The organism is Parabacteroides sp. AF14-59 (genome assembly GCF_003479515.1).
GTDB lineage: Bacteria > Bacteroidota > Bacteroidia > Bacteroidales > Tannerellaceae > Parabacteroides > Parabacteroides faecis.
Genome location: NZ_QUHH01000039.1, coordinates 21,775 through 37,127 on the forward strand (window position 1 = coordinate 21,775; position 15,353 = coordinate 37,127).

The following is a 15,353-nucleotide window of genomic DNA, read 5'->3' on the forward strand; positions in this document are numbered from 1 at the left end:
TGTAAACTATCAACTTAACCATTTCTCCCTTTATAATCTTCGTAGCCGAATGTCCGGTATAGAACCAGTTTGTCATCCTTACTCCACAGAGCCAATGACGGATGTGGTATTCCGTTGAACATGGACGTTTTTACGATTGTATAATGGATCATATCTTCAAAGATAATCTTATCTCCCATTTTCAGTGGTTCATCAAACGACCAGTCTCCCATATAATCACCGCTCAGGCAACTGTTTCCACCGATACGGTAAGTCGGTTTTCCTTCTATCCGGTCAGTGGCATTACGGATGGCCGGCTTATACGGCATTTCCAGGCAATCCGGCATGTGGCAGGTAAACGACGCATCGATTATAGCAGTCTTTATACCGTGGTTCTCCACGATATCCACAACTGTGGTCAACAGGAAGCCTGTTTGCCAGGCAAAAGCACTTCCCGGTTCCATAATGATTTCTAAATTAGGGTATTTAGCCTTGAATGACTGAAGTAAAGATATCAGGTGTTCCGTGTCATATCCTTTTCGTGTCATCAGATGTCCGCCTCCCATATTCAACCATTTGATATGAGGAAGGAAACGTCCGAAACGCTTTTCCACTTCCCCCAATGTTTTTTCCAGATCATACGAAGAGGATTCGCAAAGCGTATGAAAATGGAGTCCTTCTACTCCTTCCGGTAACTTGTCGCCCAACAGGTCTGAAATAACTCCCATCCTTGAACCCGGTGCGCAAGGATTGTATAACTCGGTTTCCACATCCGAATATTCCGGATTGATGCGCAAACCGCATGAGACACGGCTCCCATCCGCTTTCACCATCGGATAAAAACGCTCGAACTGAGATAACGAATTGAAAGTTATATGACTGCTATATTTCAATATGGCAGGAAAATCAGCTTCCGTATAAGCCGGGGAATACGTATGAGCCGGACTTCCCATTTCTTCAAAAGCCAACTGTGCTTCAAACTTCGAACTGGCCGTTGAATACGGTATATACTCACGAACGATCGGAAAAGATTTCCACAAAGCGAATGCCTTGAATGCAAGAATTATATTCACTCCTGCCCGCTCCTTTACACTTTTAATAAGTGCCAGGTTATTACGAAGCAGTTTCTCTTCCATCACATAACAAGGAGATGGTATTACGTTGAAATCGATCATTTAGTTTTTTTATTCAATTAAATAAGCTACAAAGATAATGTTATATTCAGAATATCCCAGTATACCAAGCGGAAGAAGATAACGTCAGCTACAAATCTTAATACAGATAAGAGCGTAAACCCTCTGCCACAACGTTGGCAGAAGAGTGCCAAGCTAGTGGCATTACTGTGCCATGCCTGTGGCACTCTTTTGCCATAGTTATGGCATCAGTTGTCAGTAACATGAAAAAAGTACTTTTATATAGGTATTACATAGGCAACTAGCAAGCATCCGACATTTGCAGTAGTATTACCCCTGCAATGACACAAGAGTATTTTTGTCCCCTTTAACAATATTTACAAGGCTTCCGGTTGTATATCTACTAAATATTAGTAGCTTTGCTAAAAAATAGTAGACTATTAATCAGAAAATTATAGACAGATGGAACGATTGACAGCACAAGAAGAAGAGATCATGTTGTATATATGGAAGTTAGGTCCTTGCTTTATCCGGGATATCCTGAATGAAATGCAGGAACCCCGTCCTCCTTATACCAGTGTCGCATCCGTTGTGCGCAACCTGGAACGTAAAAAATATGTCTCGCCGAAGAAGTACGGAACAATTACCGAATTCTCACCTTTGATCAAAGAGGCAGACTACAAGCGGACTTTCATGTCGAATGTTGTCAGGGACTACTTTACGGGCTCTTACAAAGAAATGGTTACGTTTTTTGTAAAAGACCGGAAGTTATCTAAAAGCGATCTGCAGGATCTGATGAACCTGATTGAAAATGAAGAATAATTAAAAAACGCTTTGCTATGACGCCGCTATTTATCTATTTCATCAAAGTAAACCTGGCGTTGGCTTTACTTTATATAAGTTACCGCCTGTTATTCCGTAATGATACATTTTTCGGACTGAGACGGATAACGTTATTGGGCATGTTGCTGATCGCTTTTCTATATCAATTGCCTGATATCAGTAATTGGCTGTCAACACGTCCGACCATATCGGAAATGATTTCCTATTATTCAACGATCTTACCCAAGGAGATACCTGTCGAGGCTGCCGCTAGTATGGACAAAACGGCCAATGAAGCGAATATGGATTGGGGAAAAGCAGGCATGAACGGCTTTATCATCATCTATCTGTCCGGAGTGCTGATCTTAACCATCCGGTGCATAGCTGAAATGATAAACTTATTCGTAACACATCGGCGGAGTAAAAAGCGTATGATCGACGGAATTAAGGTATATCTGATCCCGGAAACGGAAGAACCTTATTCTTTCTTCCGATGGATCTTCATCCCTACGAAACTACAGAATGAGCTTATATTGGGAGAAATACTCCAGCATGAAGCGGCCCATGTCCGGCAAGTTCACTCTTTCGATGTCTTGCTCGGAGAGTTGGTTTCTGTTATTTGCTGGATAAATCCGTTTGCCTGGCTCTTCAAGAAAGAGATCGGCATAAACCTGGAATATCTGGCAGATCAGGAAGTTATGCATGCCGGATACGACAAGAAAAAATATCAGTATCACCTCATAGGATTGGAACATTCAGATACGGCTATAGCAAATCTATATAATAATTTCAGTGTCTTACCATTAAAAAAGAGAATTTCTATGTTAAACAAAAAAAGAACGAATAATGTCGGAAAAGTAAAGTATCTGGCATTAATCCCGATGGCTGCTGCCATGTTGTTATTCAACAACATCGATGTAATGGCGCGGATTGTAAATAACCGGACAACGGAAGCCCCTAAAGCGCTTGTTGCTGCAACGACTCCCGAATTTGTCCCGGCAACGATAGCGGAAGCACCGCTTCCTCCGGATGATGACAAAGTGCACACTGTTTGTGAAGTGATGCCTGAATTTCCAGGTGGACAGGAAGCGCTGTTACAGTTTTTATCCAAAAGCATAAAGTATCCGACAGAGGCTTTTGAAAAGAAAGAAGAAGGGCGTGTGTCTCTGACATTTATCGTAGAGAAAGATGGTAGCATATCAGACTTTAAAGTTGTACGCAGCATCTCTCCTTCGCTGGATGCAGAAGCCTTACGGGTTGTTAAATTAATGCCTAAATGGACTCCGGGTAAAAACAAATCAGGCGAAATCATAAGAGTCGCTTATACTGTACCTGTTACTTTCAAATTACAATAATCAATCCGGTTTAACATCTATTTCCCTTTTTTGAGTAGACACAAAGAAGGCATGAAATCTTCAAAATGCTGCCAGGCGATAATAAAGATAACATGCCCCACCCTCTCGAAAAAGGGAAATATTTTTTATTCGAAGTTAGTACTTACAAAAGTATAGATTTTTATTAGATTCGTACTCCTTACTCGATATAAAATCGTATTTTTGTTTACAAAGTATCTTGTAATCCCGAATCCCATGAAACGACTATTATTACCTCTGATTCCTTTTTTATGCCTGTCTTGTAATCCATCCGACAAAGAATATAAGGATTACTCGAAGGAAGTTATTATTACCGGAAAAGTCTTGAACAGTGATTTTTACCCGCAGGAAAAAGACTTAACACTTATCGTTCCGTTTTTTCGTGACCAGGAGACGAAATATGTTGTACCTATTGCTGAAGACGGAAGTTTTTCGTTCCGTTTCTCTCCTTACGCCAAACTCCGAAATGTGCAGATCAGTAAGTATGCAGACCATTTATTTGTCAGTCCGGGTGATAGCCTGCATGTGGAGATAGACTTTAAAAACATTCTTAATCCGAAGATATCCGGAGATGCCGAAAAAAGGAATCAGGAAATAAATACTTTCGCACAGAGCGGACGCTATTATATAGAAGACTATTTAATCAGAAGAGATCTGGAACCGGAAGCCTTTGAGACTGAGTTACAACAGGAATATCAACTACGGCAAGAACGAAGACAGGAGTTTCTCGACACATACAAACCGGACGAAGAGATACGGCAATATACGGACAAACTTTTGAAAATCGATTATTATCGCATATTGATCGACTATCTCAGCACCCGGAGTTGGCAAAATAAAGATATCTCAAGATACAACGAACAGGAGATATTTGCTAAAGCCAACTCTCTTTTTGAAGGGGAGATCATTCCGTCAAATATATTCAAGTTGACAGAAACCATTAGTTCTTTTATTACTTGTCAAATATATAAAGTAAAGAAAGAGAAGACTACTTTCGATGATTTCGTGGCTTATCCCACAGGGAAAAATATCAAGCAATATCTTTATGCTGCATCAATCTCACGGTCGCTAGTATCAAACGACACAACGCTTTTCTCCAGTCGGCAGAAACAACTTGATTCGATTGTACATATTCCTGTTCTAAGCCAGGTGCTTCATTCGGCTTATCAGAACAAAAAAGATTTTCTGAAAAATCCCCGTACCGTATCTAATTATATGCTTTACGGAAACTATTCCGATATGCCGGGTTTGAAAGCCGATTTGGATTTTATGAAACCTGTTTATGAGATAATGGATAAATATAAAGGAAAAGTAATTTATCTGGATTTCTGGACTACAGCTTGTTCTCCCTGCCTGGGTGAAATGGAACCGCTCAAAAAACTTCGTAAAGAGTTTTCTCCGGAGGATGTCGTTATGGTAAGCATTTGTGCCGGTGGGCCCAGAAAGACATGGGACGATTTAGTGAAACGGCTGGATCTGCAACAACCGGGAATCGATTGCCTGTATCAAACGGACTTTGCGGATGATAAATCTTTAATAAAAATATTGAACCGACTGGAACTAAAAGGCTATCCTCATTATCTATTGCTCAACCGCGAAGGAATCATTGTGGATTACGGAACAGTAGTACGCCCCAGTGATCCTCGAACCAAACAAAAAATAAACAGTCTGTTATGATATAAAAAGCCAATAGATTCATAATTGATCTATTGGCTTGATTTTATTTGTTTTAGAAATTTCCTTTTACAATTTATCGATCCACCGCTTACCAGCTGGGGTTATCGTATAAATATAAATGCCAACTGCGACGATTGCTAATATTCCAAAAGTTATCATTTTCTTTATTTTAAGATGTTATTACCAATACGGGCAAATGCAAAAACGACTATGAGTCCCAAAAATACTACATAACACCATTTAATTTCAATTCCCTGAAAAAATGATATTATTCCCCCCAAAACCATTGCCGCAAAAGTTAACCTTGACAGATCGTAAAAGTACTTACCCATTGTCTCTTTACGGACTTTTTGCTTTTCTTGTTGAACTATAAACTTTCCCATAACGTAAGATTTTAATTGTAATCAGTTACAAATGTAATTATTTTTTCATCTATAAGGATAGATTATCAAATTATTTTCATTCAAGTAAACCGGACTTAGTATTAAGATATTGCAAGATACAAATTAGACTGGGGCATTAATGGATAATATTCTTTGAAGGTGATGCCGATCTCTATCTCAAAGACAAAAATCAGAACTATATCCAAACGGATCTTTTTGAATGCTGATGTACCATTCCAGTTCGTCTATATGAAGATGGAAGTTATGACCTTTTCGCTCGAATCCTGCATTTTGAGAATTTGTGAACTTATTTACTTTATGATTGTCAACCGGGCAAATTTTAAAAGTAACTGTTTTTGTCCGAAATGAGTAAATGCCACTGTTGCTTTGGCATTGCCTCCATCTCCTTCGATAGCAATAACTTCACCTTCCCCGAAGCGGTCATGGCGTACTTTGGCTCCGACACATAAACCGGAAAGATCGGAAGCTGGTGCAGAAGACGATACCGGAGAGGAAGTTGCAGTTTCCACCTTTCTCAAACGCTGACGTTGTTGTGCCTGTGCCACAGGAGAGATGAAAGACGGTTCTTCTTTCTCCACTGCCCGAGGCTGCTGGAAAGGTGAAGAAAAAGCCGGACGTTCAAAGCGTTCACGGGCAGCAGCAAACGTATCTGCTAACGAGTCTGCCGGAAGTTCCAGAAACTGCACATCGATATCTTTCAGGAAACGGCTGGGAGAACACATAGCACTCTGCCCGTTCCGAAAACGGCTCTTGGCATAAGTCAGCACACAGTTTTCTTCGGCACGGGTAATTGCTACATAAAATAAACGACGTTCTTCCTCCACCGCACGCGGATTATCTTTCGACATGGACGACGGGAACAGTTCTTCTTCCAGACCGACTACAAACACATTTCTAAATTCCAAACCTTTGGCAGCATGAACAGTCATCATGGTCACTTTATTCGCCTGTTCGTCTTTGTCATTATCCTGATCCGTCAACAGGGATATTTCAGAAAGAAAGTCTGCCAGAGAAACTTGTTCGACTCCTTCCTCGCGTCTCAATTCGCAAAATTCAGATATACCTTTCAATAACTCCTGCAGATTTTCCTGTTTACTGATCCCTTCTACCGAACGATCCTGAAAGAGCGTACTGACGATTCCACTCTCCTTTACGACCATAGCAGCCATTTCTTCAGCGGAAAGACGTGCATTCTCCTGTATAAACCGTTCAATCATTTCACGGAAGTCGGACAACTTCTTCGCCGTCCCACTATTGATCGGCAACGCATAATCAATCGGCGCATTCAGTACGGTCCAAAGACTTACGTTATTTTCCGTAGCAGCACTGATTACCTTATTAACCGTTGTATCACCGATTCCCCTGGAAGGATAATTGATAACACGTTTAAAAGCCTCTTCATCATGCGGGTTGACTATCAGGCGCAGATAAGAAATTACATCCTTCACTTCTTTACGCTGATAAAAAGACAAGCCGCCATATATTTTGTAGGGTATTCCTCTTTTACGAAGCGCCTCTTCCAGAATACGCGATTGGGCATTTGTCCGGTACAGAATGGCAAATTCGGAATAATCATAATCCTTGCGCATCCGCATTTCATTGATCATGGCTGCTACTGCGTATCCTTCTTCATAATCGGAATAGGAAGAAGAGACACGGACTTTACTGCCTTGCTCCTTTTCCGAATATACGTTCTTGAATATCTGTTCTTTATTCTTATGGATCAGACTGTTTGCCGCATTTACGATATTCTGTGTAGAACGGTAATTGCGTTCCAATTTGAAGATACGGCAACCCGGATATTGATTTTTGAATTGCAGGATATTATCGATATTGGCTCCGCGGAAAGAGTATATACTTTGAGCATCATCTCCCACCACACAAATACGGCGATGTTGCTCGCAAAGTTTCTGAACGATCAAATGCTGGGCAAAGTTTGTATCCTGATACTCGTCAACCAGTACAAACTGAAAGAAGCTACGATATTTTTCCAATACTTGCGGATGGTCGCGAAACAGGATATTCGTTTGAAGCAGCAGATCGTCGAAGTCCATTGCTCCTGCCTGCTGGCAACGGTTCTGATAGCGCTTATATATTTCACGTAACAAAGGGACTTTCGAATCTATATCATGCTGCATCAACTCCTTGGATTGCTCATAAGCCTTCCAGGTGACCAACGCATTTTTAGCGTTCGAAATACGGCTCTGTATCATTCCGATACGATACACTTTATCATCCAGCTGCATCTCTTTGATAATCGCCTTCAGCAGACTCTTCGAGTCGGATGCGTCGTAAATCGTGAAATTGGAAGGGTAACCGATATGTTCTGCTTCATAGCGAAGGATACGTGAAAAGATCGAGTGGAACGTTCCCATCCATAACCGGCGTGCCGTCTGGTCACCGGTTATCTTTGCAATACGTTCTTTCATTTCACGTGCCGCTTTGTTGGTAAAAGTAAGTGCAAGAATACTCTGAGGTGCCAGCCCCAAATGTACCAGATAAGCTATCTTATAAGTAAGTACTCTTGTCTTACCGGAACCGGCGCCGGCAATCACCAGCGACGGCCCTTCATTATATTTAACAGCTTCGCGCTGACTCTCATTTAGTTGATCCAGATATTCTTCCACGTACCTTCTCTTTTTAGGAATACAAAGGTACTAATTTTTATTTATTTGAACGTTCCAGATCGTCGTTCGTGATACTACGGGCAACCTTCCTCACATTCTCCTTCAATTCCCCGAAACGGTAACTTACTGAAATACCGAATGTATTATCGTAATACCGGATTTTCTGGGTAAGATTAAAATCCGGATAAATTTGTTTACCGGTTCCTTTCCGGTAAGGTTGCAGGAAATTTTGTCCGCGTAAAGCCAGCGTCAGTTTCTCTTTCATAAACGATTTAGAGATCGTTGCTCCGTAATAGTAAAATAAATCAGGATGATAACCCAGCGATATTTCCTGTTTACCGCAACCACCGGATAAATTGATACGCCATCCACGGTTCAGCTTCTGTGAGAAATTGGCATATATACCTCCACTTACTCCCTGATTATCCAGTCCGGGAAGTTGAGTTTCATACTTCTTGTCGACCCACAAGTTCAGATAATAAAGAGATGCATTGACCGACAACGAAGTCTTAGCGGAAGGATTATATCCAACATAACCACCTAGTCCTCCGCCTCTTATATTTTCCAGATTTGCATAGGTATGATTCTGCACATTATTCGCATCCAGGAACTGATACTCACCGACCCCTTTGCGGGATTCAGTATAAAGCACGGTTGCCTGCATATTGAAGTTGGAGGCAAAATAGCTATATGCCAATGTAATGCGATGATGTTTCTCCGATTTCAAATCCGGATTTCCGTAGTTGATACTCTTTCCCGTTATCGAGATATAAGGATTCAGACGGTCGATACCCGGCCTGCGCAAACGTAAATTATAAGACAAACGAAGACTCTGAAGATCGCTTATTTTAAATGATCCGGACAAAGACGGCACCCAGTCGGTTGCCTGATAACCGAAATCCTTTCCATCGCCTTCCTTATAGGTTACGTCCTGCCAGGTATGTTCCATCCGAAGACCGCTTTTGACTCCCCATTTTTTATATGAATAACCATAACCTGCATAAACAGCCATTATATTCTGCAAATGTCTATAATCGAGAAAAGGTTGATAATCCGAGGGGCTCCAGTCATCCGATTCCTGTCTTTTCACTTCTGAAATCGCTTTGCTGCTACTGACCCGGCGTATATATTTCAATCCGCTTTCCATACTATGTTTTTCAGTAAACGGATTTGTATAATCCAGTTGTAATGTATGTTCATCACTCTTTGCTTTATTCCGTTGATGGTTAAAATTTTCCAGATATTCCAACGAAACAGCATCTCCTTGTTTATCTATAATCTCTGAATAATTATTGGTGTTTTGTGGAGAATAACCATACTGATAAGACAATGTAAGCATCTCTTTCTTATTTCGCCTGAAAGAACGTTGATAATCTGCTTTTATCGAATTATATCCCCATTTATCATAATTATTCCGGTCATGCCCATAAGAATATACAGGTTCATGTCCGGCGTCTTCCATGGAATAGCTAACGAAACTGTTCGATTTGTTATGCCCATTATTCAAAAAGCCAGATAAGGTTATCAGGTTAAGAGAATCGATCTCCAGACTAGCTTCCAGGCCTCCATAATGTCCGGGTGTTTTATAGGAACTATTGTTATATTGGTTCAGGTAAGTTTCTTCCGGCCTGTTAAACTGCTGCTGAAAAGATTCGGCCTTTATCTTACTTTTATAATGGCTGAAAGAATAATTGGCAGAGAGTGATAACTTGCCGTATTTGATCGTAGCATATCCTCCTATCATCTGCATTCTGTTCAACAAGATCGTGTTCAGGTCTGCATTGTATCCTTCGAACTCCGAACCTTTGGTTATAATATTCAGTACCCCGCTAACCCCTTCTGCATCATAACGTGCCCCGGGATCGGTAATGACCTCTATCTTTTTAATCGTATTAGCCGGTATACTCCGCAATGCTTCTTTCGGATTATTCGATAATATACCGGACGGTTTACCATTCATATAAACACGGAAGCTACTGCTGCCGTTCACTTTGATATCGTCATTACCGTCGACAGTTACAAACGGGACTTTCCGAAGCATCTCAAGCAATGTATTAGTTTTCGAATCGGGATCGTCCGCTATATTATAAACGGTCTTATCCACATCTGCCTTTATTAATGGCTTGGCTGCAACCACACTCACTTCCGATAGTTCGATTTCTTTGAGGGACAGGGAATCAACCTGTCCGCATACTTCGATACTTTTAGAAAGTAAGATCAACACGCATAAACCAACTATTTTTTTCATATAATATATTTTAATTGAATTATCCGAAACAAAAGTAGACGGCAAAAGGAACGACAGTATAAATAATTGGCGTACATCTGTCTGACATTTATCTGACAATTGCATGACATCCCGTTATTTAGCGGATTTCACGAAAATAGATACGATTGTTACCGGTACGGATTACAATAAATTCTTATCTTCGGGCGTTAATAAAAGAAAAACGATGAACACACGGTTAGCAGCAAATCTATCGGTTATTTTTACAGCCTGCATGCTTGTACTATCATTCAGTTTCGGCTTTCATAATTATTCGGAAGCACAGAAAGCAATCGTTTCGGATCTGAATCAGGCATTGCAGCAGACTATTATGCAAAAGTCCGGACAATGGATGAATCAGGATACACTTAAAACTTATTCGCGCTTGTCTGCTCTTTTCGGAAATCCGGTCTCTATCGAAAGTTATAATAAAGATTTTGCCGAAGCATTGAAGTTTGAGCAACTGAAAAAGAAAAGCGGTATTATTGTACACGTAAAAAATAAGAAAACAACAGATAAATCTATCGCATACGTAACTCCGGAAAAAGACCAAACACAGAATTATCTGGCAAGCGATACCGTTATCTGGCTGAGTGCCAACCTGAATATCCCCGAAGCATCACAGGAAGAACTGGGAATTTCTTTTCAAGGATATATCAATTACTCGACTACGGATATTCTGGCACTTACAGATAAACAAACTCCTTTGATACTGTTGATCGTTGCCATCTTGTCCGGTGCCCTTTCTGTCTTTTTATTTCGTCGCAGAAGCGCAAGCCAGCCACAAGAAGAAAAGACATTGGTCTTCGGAAATCTGACTTTTTCCTGTCACCATGCATGTTTCTATAAGGAAGACCGGGAGAAACTAAAACTTACTCCGCAACAATACAAGATCATGGAAATGTTTTTCCTCTCCTCCTCCCATATCCTGCCAAGAGCAGATATCTGCGATACACTATGGCCGGGCAAAGACAATGCCGACGAAACGTTGAACACTTTGATCCGACGTCTGCGTCCGCTGGTAGAAGATAACAGCAATTTAAAAATAACGACCGACAGAGGAAGAGCTTATCAGTTGGAGATCAAAGAAAGCATTGCGGTATAAATGTTATTCATTTTATATTTATGAAACACATACGTATTATTTTTTGTACTCTTTTCAGCTTCTGCTGCATTGCCGGTTTGCAGGCACAATCAGAGCAATTAAAAGCCAATATTCAAGAAATTATCAAAGATAAAAAAGCCCGGATAGGTGTAGGTATCATATTAAATGGCAAAGACACTGTTACCGTTAATAACGAAGACCGGTATCCGATGATGAGTGTATTCAAGTTTCATCAGGCATTGGCTGTACTCAATTATTTGCAACAAAACAATCTGCCTCTCGATACCCAAATACGGATAGAGAAAGAGGATATAATCGAAAACACCTACAGTCCGTTGCGTGATAAATATCCCCAGGGAAATGTTTCCCTTCCGATCAGTGAACTATTGAAGTACACTATCCAGCTAAGTGATAATATTGCTTGCGACGTCTTATTCAAATATATAGGCGGTCCTTCTGTTGCGGATAAGTATATCCGTTCCTTAGGTCTACAGCAATTCTCTATTGTAATCACCGAAGATGATATGCATCTGGATTTATCAGCTTGCTACCTGAACTGGAGCACACCATTAGAAGCTGCCCGTTTATTAGACATCTTACTTACCCGGTCATTATTTAAAGAGGAATATCAGGAATTCATCAAAAATATCATGATCGAATGTGAAACCGGAAAAGACCGTTTGCCACTGCCATTATTAAAAACAAAGGCAGTTATAGGACACAAAACCGGTACCAGTGATCTGAATGAAAAGGGACAATTTATTGGTACAAATGACATCGGTTTTGTCCTGCTTCCGGATGGAAGCAGATACACTGTTGCTGTATTTATCAAAGATTCAAATGAAAGTATGGAAACAAATGCGAAAATCATAGCTTCTATATCGGACGTGATTTATAAATACCTCACTGAATGAGGTATTTATATCCTCTTATTTCAAAGCACGTCTAAGCCTGCCTAAACCATCGATCAGAAGCGCCCTCGGACAAGCAATATTGATGCGAATAAAGTACTTACCCACTTCGCCATACATGTTTCCTTCGTTTACCAACAGTTTTTCCTTATCCAGCAAAGTCTTCACAATCTCTTCCGAAGATTGTTTCCGGGCGGAACAATCGACCCAAACCAAATAGGTTCCTTCCAACGGTAAAACTTTCAAATGAGGGAGATACTTTTCAAAATATCTTTTCAGGTAATTATAGTTGCCCAGCAGGTATTGTTTAAGTTCTTCCAACCATTCTTCACCTTCATTGTAAGCAGAGATCAGGGCTTCAACTCCAAAAGGATTCACATCGCAGACCTCGTTGATATTAATCGCCTTGTCTATTTTCATACGCACATATTCATTGGCAGAAATAATATTTGCTATCTGTAATCCAGCCAGGTTAAAGGCCTTGCTAGGTGAAGTACAGGTAACGGAATTCATCAGGAATTCTTTCGAGATGGAGGCAAAAGGCGTATAGGAATGTCCCGGAAAAACGAGTTCGCAATGAATCTCATCAGCGACCACCCATACATCATTCCGAAAACAAATCTCGCCGATACGCATCAATTCCTGCCGGGTCCAAACTCTGCCTGCCGGATTATGCGGGTTGCATAAAAGTAATAATTTGACTTTAGGATCGGAGGCTTCTTTTTCCAAACCATCGAAATCGATCCGGTAAGTTCCATCGGTATAAAGAAGTGGATTGGTGACCACTTCGCAACCGTTATTACGAATAGAGGAGAAAAAGCAATTGTAAACCGGAGTTTGTACCAATACACGATCGCCCGGCATGGTCAGAGCTTTGATTATGGCTGATAAGGCCGGAACTACACCAGAAGTATAGATAATCCAATCTTCCTTTATTTGCCAACCGTGCCGTCGCATGAACCAGTTCGTTACAGCTTCGTAATAAGCGGAAGGCACTTTGGTATAACCGAAAATGCCATGTTCCACTCGTTTGTGCAATGCTTCAACCACACAAGGGGCTGTGCGGAAATCCATATCGGCTACCCACATGGGAAGAACATCCTCTTCTTTCGCTGTATCCCATTTATAGGAATTACTTCCACGACGGGGTATTATTTCATCAAAATAGTATTTCATTGATTGAAGCAAGTTATGTTATCCCACAGTCTCAGTTCACAATTTGCCGGTCGCAGGATGTTTTCATCAATAATGATTTCATTATAACTTTCAGCCGTAATACATCCGGTACGCGGATTTTTTATGCTATGTACCGGGCTGTTAATGGTAGCTTGTACACTGCTATATTCAAAACAAAGATCAGCATCATCCGCCATTGTACAGTTCTCCATCACCAGGTCATGTGCATAGCAAAGAGCCTGTGTCCCTGATATTTTGCAATTTACCAGACGCAGGTTATGTGAGTGCCATCCCAGATATTCACCGGTCAGTTCAGAATCGTACACTGTCACATTTTCAGTATTCCAGAAGGCATCTTTCGAATGGATAACGGCATTACGGATTTCGACATTCTTGCAGTACTGGAATGAATAATTCCCATTCTGGCTGTAATTCTCAATATGAATATTCTCTCCGTGCATAAACAGGTAATCTGCTTTGTCGACCTGTACATTCTTCAGTTCAACGTTGCGGCAATGCCAGAATGTTTCCAACGCATTGGATAGTTGCACATTCTCTAATTTGATCCCATCCATATCACGGAACATCTTCGGGGCTTCTACAATAGTGTCAGTCATTTGCAGATTCCTTGAATACCATAAGGCAGCACGTGCTCCATCAGTAAAAAGACAATTTTTCAGGATAAAGCCATCGTTATGCCAAAAGGGATATTTACCCTCGAAGCGGCAGTTTACCGCGATGATATTACTGCATTCTTTTAAAGCTGATTCACCTGTATGAATCGTTACATTTTCCAGTTGTAAATCATGTGTCGCAAATAAAGGACGTTCGCCTTCATATTCTCTGTTCTTAATAATTTCCATAATTCAATTAATTAGTTTATTCGTTATTTTATAATTTCTATTTGTTTTTTATAGCAAGACTTTACTGAAGAAATCCGTCTGCTTTTCCGCATGGCTATTTTCTACACTACAAAATTACAATCGGGATATAATATCTTTTGTAGACAAATTACTGGTATCATAACCCAAATTACAGAAATTCAGAATATCGTATTTCCATGAGGAATATAATGATACATATAGATTTATTCGTACTTTTACGGGTGTAGCAAGTCTACAAAGCAGACTGCCATTCGACTATGCATTTAATACAGTTATCAGAACATGAAAACCAATTATCAAAAATTTTTAGCCGGTGAATACTGCAACCGGCTCGACAAAGAGGTTTTGGATATGATCATCCGGAATAAAAGATTACTCTCGAAATTTAATGCAACGGATATTTCCGATACGGAAGCGAGGACGGAGCTTTTGCATGAAATGTTCGGAAAAGTTGGCAAGCATGTCAGCGTGGATATTAATTTTCATTGCGAATGCGGTAAACATATCTTTATTGGGGATAAGGTCGTTATAAACATGAATTGTACCTTTTTAGACGATAACATTATTACGATCGGAAATCATGTTTTAATTGCTCCCAACGTACAACTATATACAGCAACACACCCGGTAGCTGCCAGCGAAAGATTTGTAGAAAACTGGGATGAAAATTCAGGGGAACTCTTTTTCAAAACGAAAGCCCTCCCGATCACTATCGGAAATTATGTATGGATCGGAGGCGGCGCTATCATCCTTCCGGGTGTCACGATCGGAGATAATTGCGTCATCGGTGCCGGAAGTGTGGTAACCCAATCAATACCCGCCAACGGTATAGCGGTTGGAAATCCTTGTAGAGTTATCAGAAAAAATTCCAATTGACAGGAATAGTCATTTGTCCCCTATTGTCTATTTCAACGTACCCAACTAATTGACAACCTATTACAGTTTGTCTTTTTGTAGATATGGTTGACTCTCTATAAGAATCCAAAATGAGAGAAC

12 protein-coding genes are annotated in these 15,353 nt (G+C 40.5%); 6 read left to right on the forward strand and 6 right to left on the reverse strand.

Going from position 1 to position 15,353, the window contains the following annotated elements:
* Positions 1-14: 14 nt before the first annotated feature.
* Positions 15-1,154 carry a carboxynorspermidine decarboxylase gene (gene nspC / locus DWW23_RS25450; protein WP_122357267.1) on the reverse strand — a complete coding sequence of 380 codons (1,140 nt, stop codon included), beginning with the start codon at positions 1,152-1,154 and terminating at the stop codon, positions 15-17.
* Positions 1,155-1,574: 420 nt separating this feature from the next.
* Here nspC and DWW23_RS25455 point away from each other — a divergent pair, with 420 nt between their 5' ends.
* The 3 genes from DWW23_RS25455 (at position 1,575) to DWW23_RS25465 (ending at position 4,984) form a co-directional block, all read left to right on the forward strand.
* The gene (locus DWW23_RS25455) at positions 1,575-1,934 is read left to right on the forward strand and encodes a BlaI/MecI/CopY family transcriptional regulator (protein WP_122357268.1); all 360 of its coding nucleotides are present in this window, start codon (positions 1,575-1,577) and stop codon (positions 1,932-1,934) included.
* 17 nt (positions 1,935-1,951) lie between these two features.
* Complete coding sequence (locus DWW23_RS25460) at positions 1,952-3,289, forward strand: TonB family protein (protein WP_122357269.1); 1,338 nt, start codon at positions 1,952-1,954, stop codon at positions 3,287-3,289.
* 234 nt (positions 3,290-3,523) lie between these two features.
* The gene (locus DWW23_RS25465; protein ID WP_147382651.1) at positions 3,524-4,984 is read left to right on the forward strand and encodes a TlpA disulfide reductase family protein; all 1,461 of its coding nucleotides are present in this window, start codon (positions 3,524-3,526) and stop codon (positions 4,982-4,984) included.
* A gap of 164 nt (positions 4,985-5,148) precedes the next feature.
* Here the strand turns inward: DWW23_RS25465 and DWW23_RS25470 are convergent, their stop codons facing one another.
* The 3 genes from DWW23_RS25470 to DWW23_RS25480 all read right to left on the reverse strand — a co-directional run bounded on the left by DWW23_RS25470 (position 5,149) and on the right by DWW23_RS25480 (position 10,263).
* Positions 5,149-5,367 (reverse strand): DUF6722 family protein, encoded by a 219-nt coding sequence (locus DWW23_RS25470; protein ID WP_122357271.1) that lies wholly within the window; start codon positions 5,365-5,367, stop codon positions 5,149-5,151.
* Positions 5,368-5,678: 311 nt separating this feature from the next.
* Entirely contained in the window at positions 5,679-8,015 is a 2,337-nt protein-coding gene (locus tag DWW23_RS25475) for an ATP-dependent helicase (RefSeq protein WP_122357272.1), read from the reverse strand.
* Between the two features lie 37 nt (positions 8,016-8,052).
* Positions 8,053-10,263, reverse strand: coding sequence for an outer membrane beta-barrel family protein (locus DWW23_RS25480; protein WP_122357280.1), 2,211 nt, complete (start codon positions 10,261-10,263; stop codon positions 8,053-8,055).
* 205 nt (positions 10,264-10,468) lie between these two features.
* Between DWW23_RS25480 and DWW23_RS25485 the strand changes: the two genes are divergently transcribed.
* Both DWW23_RS25485 and bla read left to right on the forward strand, forming a co-directional pair.
* Positions 10,469-11,386 (forward strand): helix-turn-helix domain-containing protein, encoded by a 918-nt coding sequence (locus DWW23_RS25485; RefSeq protein ID WP_122357281.1) that lies wholly within the window; start codon positions 10,469-10,471, stop codon positions 11,384-11,386.
* Positions 11,387-11,406: 20 nt separating this feature from the next.
* Positions 11,407-12,300, forward strand: a complete 894-nt coding sequence (bla, locus tag DWW23_RS25490) for a class A beta-lactamase, subclass A2 (protein WP_122357273.1) — start codon at positions 11,407-11,409, stop codon at positions 12,298-12,300.
* A 15-nt stretch (positions 12,301-12,315) separates the two neighbouring features.
* Here the strand turns inward: bla and DWW23_RS25495 are convergent, their stop codons facing one another.
* Positions 12,316-13,473, reverse strand: coding sequence for a MalY/PatB family protein (locus tag DWW23_RS25495; protein WP_122357274.1), 1,158 nt, complete (start codon positions 13,471-13,473; stop codon positions 12,316-12,318).
* The gene (locus tag DWW23_RS25500) at positions 13,470-14,336 is read right to left on the reverse strand and encodes a DUF3737 family protein (protein WP_122357275.1); all 867 of its coding nucleotides are present in this window, start codon (positions 14,334-14,336) and stop codon (positions 13,470-13,472) included. Before DWW23_RS25500 ends, DWW23_RS25495 begins: the two co-directional genes overlap by 4 nt.
* 303 nt (positions 14,337-14,639) lie before the next feature.
* On the opposite strand from DWW23_RS25500, the gene DWW23_RS25505 reads away from it, so the two are divergent.
* The gene (locus DWW23_RS25505; protein WP_122357276.1) at positions 14,640-15,233 is read left to right on the forward strand and encodes a sugar O-acetyltransferase; all 594 of its coding nucleotides are present in this window, start codon (positions 14,640-14,642) and stop codon (positions 15,231-15,233) included.
* Positions 15,234-15,353: the final 120 nt, after the last annotated feature.

Excerpts from the sequence above, each read along its gene's own strand:
- nspC (WP_122357267.1), bottom strand. The coding sequence starts at position 1,154 with ATGATCGATTTCAACGTAATACCATCTCCTTGTTATGTGATGGAAGAG.
- DWW23_RS25455 (WP_122357268.1), top strand. The coding sequence starts at position 1,575 with ATGGAACGATTGACAGCACAAGAAGAAGAGATCATGTTGTATATATGG.
- DWW23_RS25460 (WP_122357269.1), top strand. The coding sequence starts at position 1,952 with ATGACGCCGCTATTTATCTATTTCATCAAAGTAAACCTGGCGTTGGCT.
- DWW23_RS25465 (WP_147382651.1), top strand. The coding sequence starts at position 3,524 with ATGAAACGACTATTATTACCTCTGATTCCTTTTTTATGCCTGTCTTGT.
- DWW23_RS25470 (WP_122357271.1), bottom strand. The coding sequence starts at position 5,367 with ATGGGAAAGTTTATAGTTCAACAAGAAAAGCAAAAAGTCCGTAAAGAG.
- DWW23_RS25480 (WP_122357280.1), bottom strand. The coding sequence starts at position 10,263 with ATGAAAAAAATAGTTGGTTTATGCGTGTTGATCTTACTTTCTAAAAGT.
- DWW23_RS25485 (WP_122357281.1), top strand. The coding sequence starts at position 10,469 with ATGAACACACGGTTAGCAGCAAATCTATCGGTTATTTTTACAGCCTGC.
- bla (WP_122357273.1), top strand. The coding sequence starts at position 11,407 with ATGAAACACATACGTATTATTTTTTGTACTCTTTTCAGCTTCTGCTGC.
- DWW23_RS25495 (WP_122357274.1), bottom strand. The coding sequence starts at position 13,473 with ATGAAATACTATTTTGATGAAATAATACCCCGTCGTGGAAGTAATTCC.
- DWW23_RS25500 (WP_122357275.1), bottom strand. The coding sequence starts at position 14,336 with ATGGAAATTATTAAGAACAGAGAATATGAAGGCGAACGTCCTTTATTT.
- DWW23_RS25505 (WP_122357276.1), top strand. The coding sequence starts at position 14,640 with ATGAAAACCAATTATCAAAAATTTTTAGCCGGTGAATACTGCAACCGG.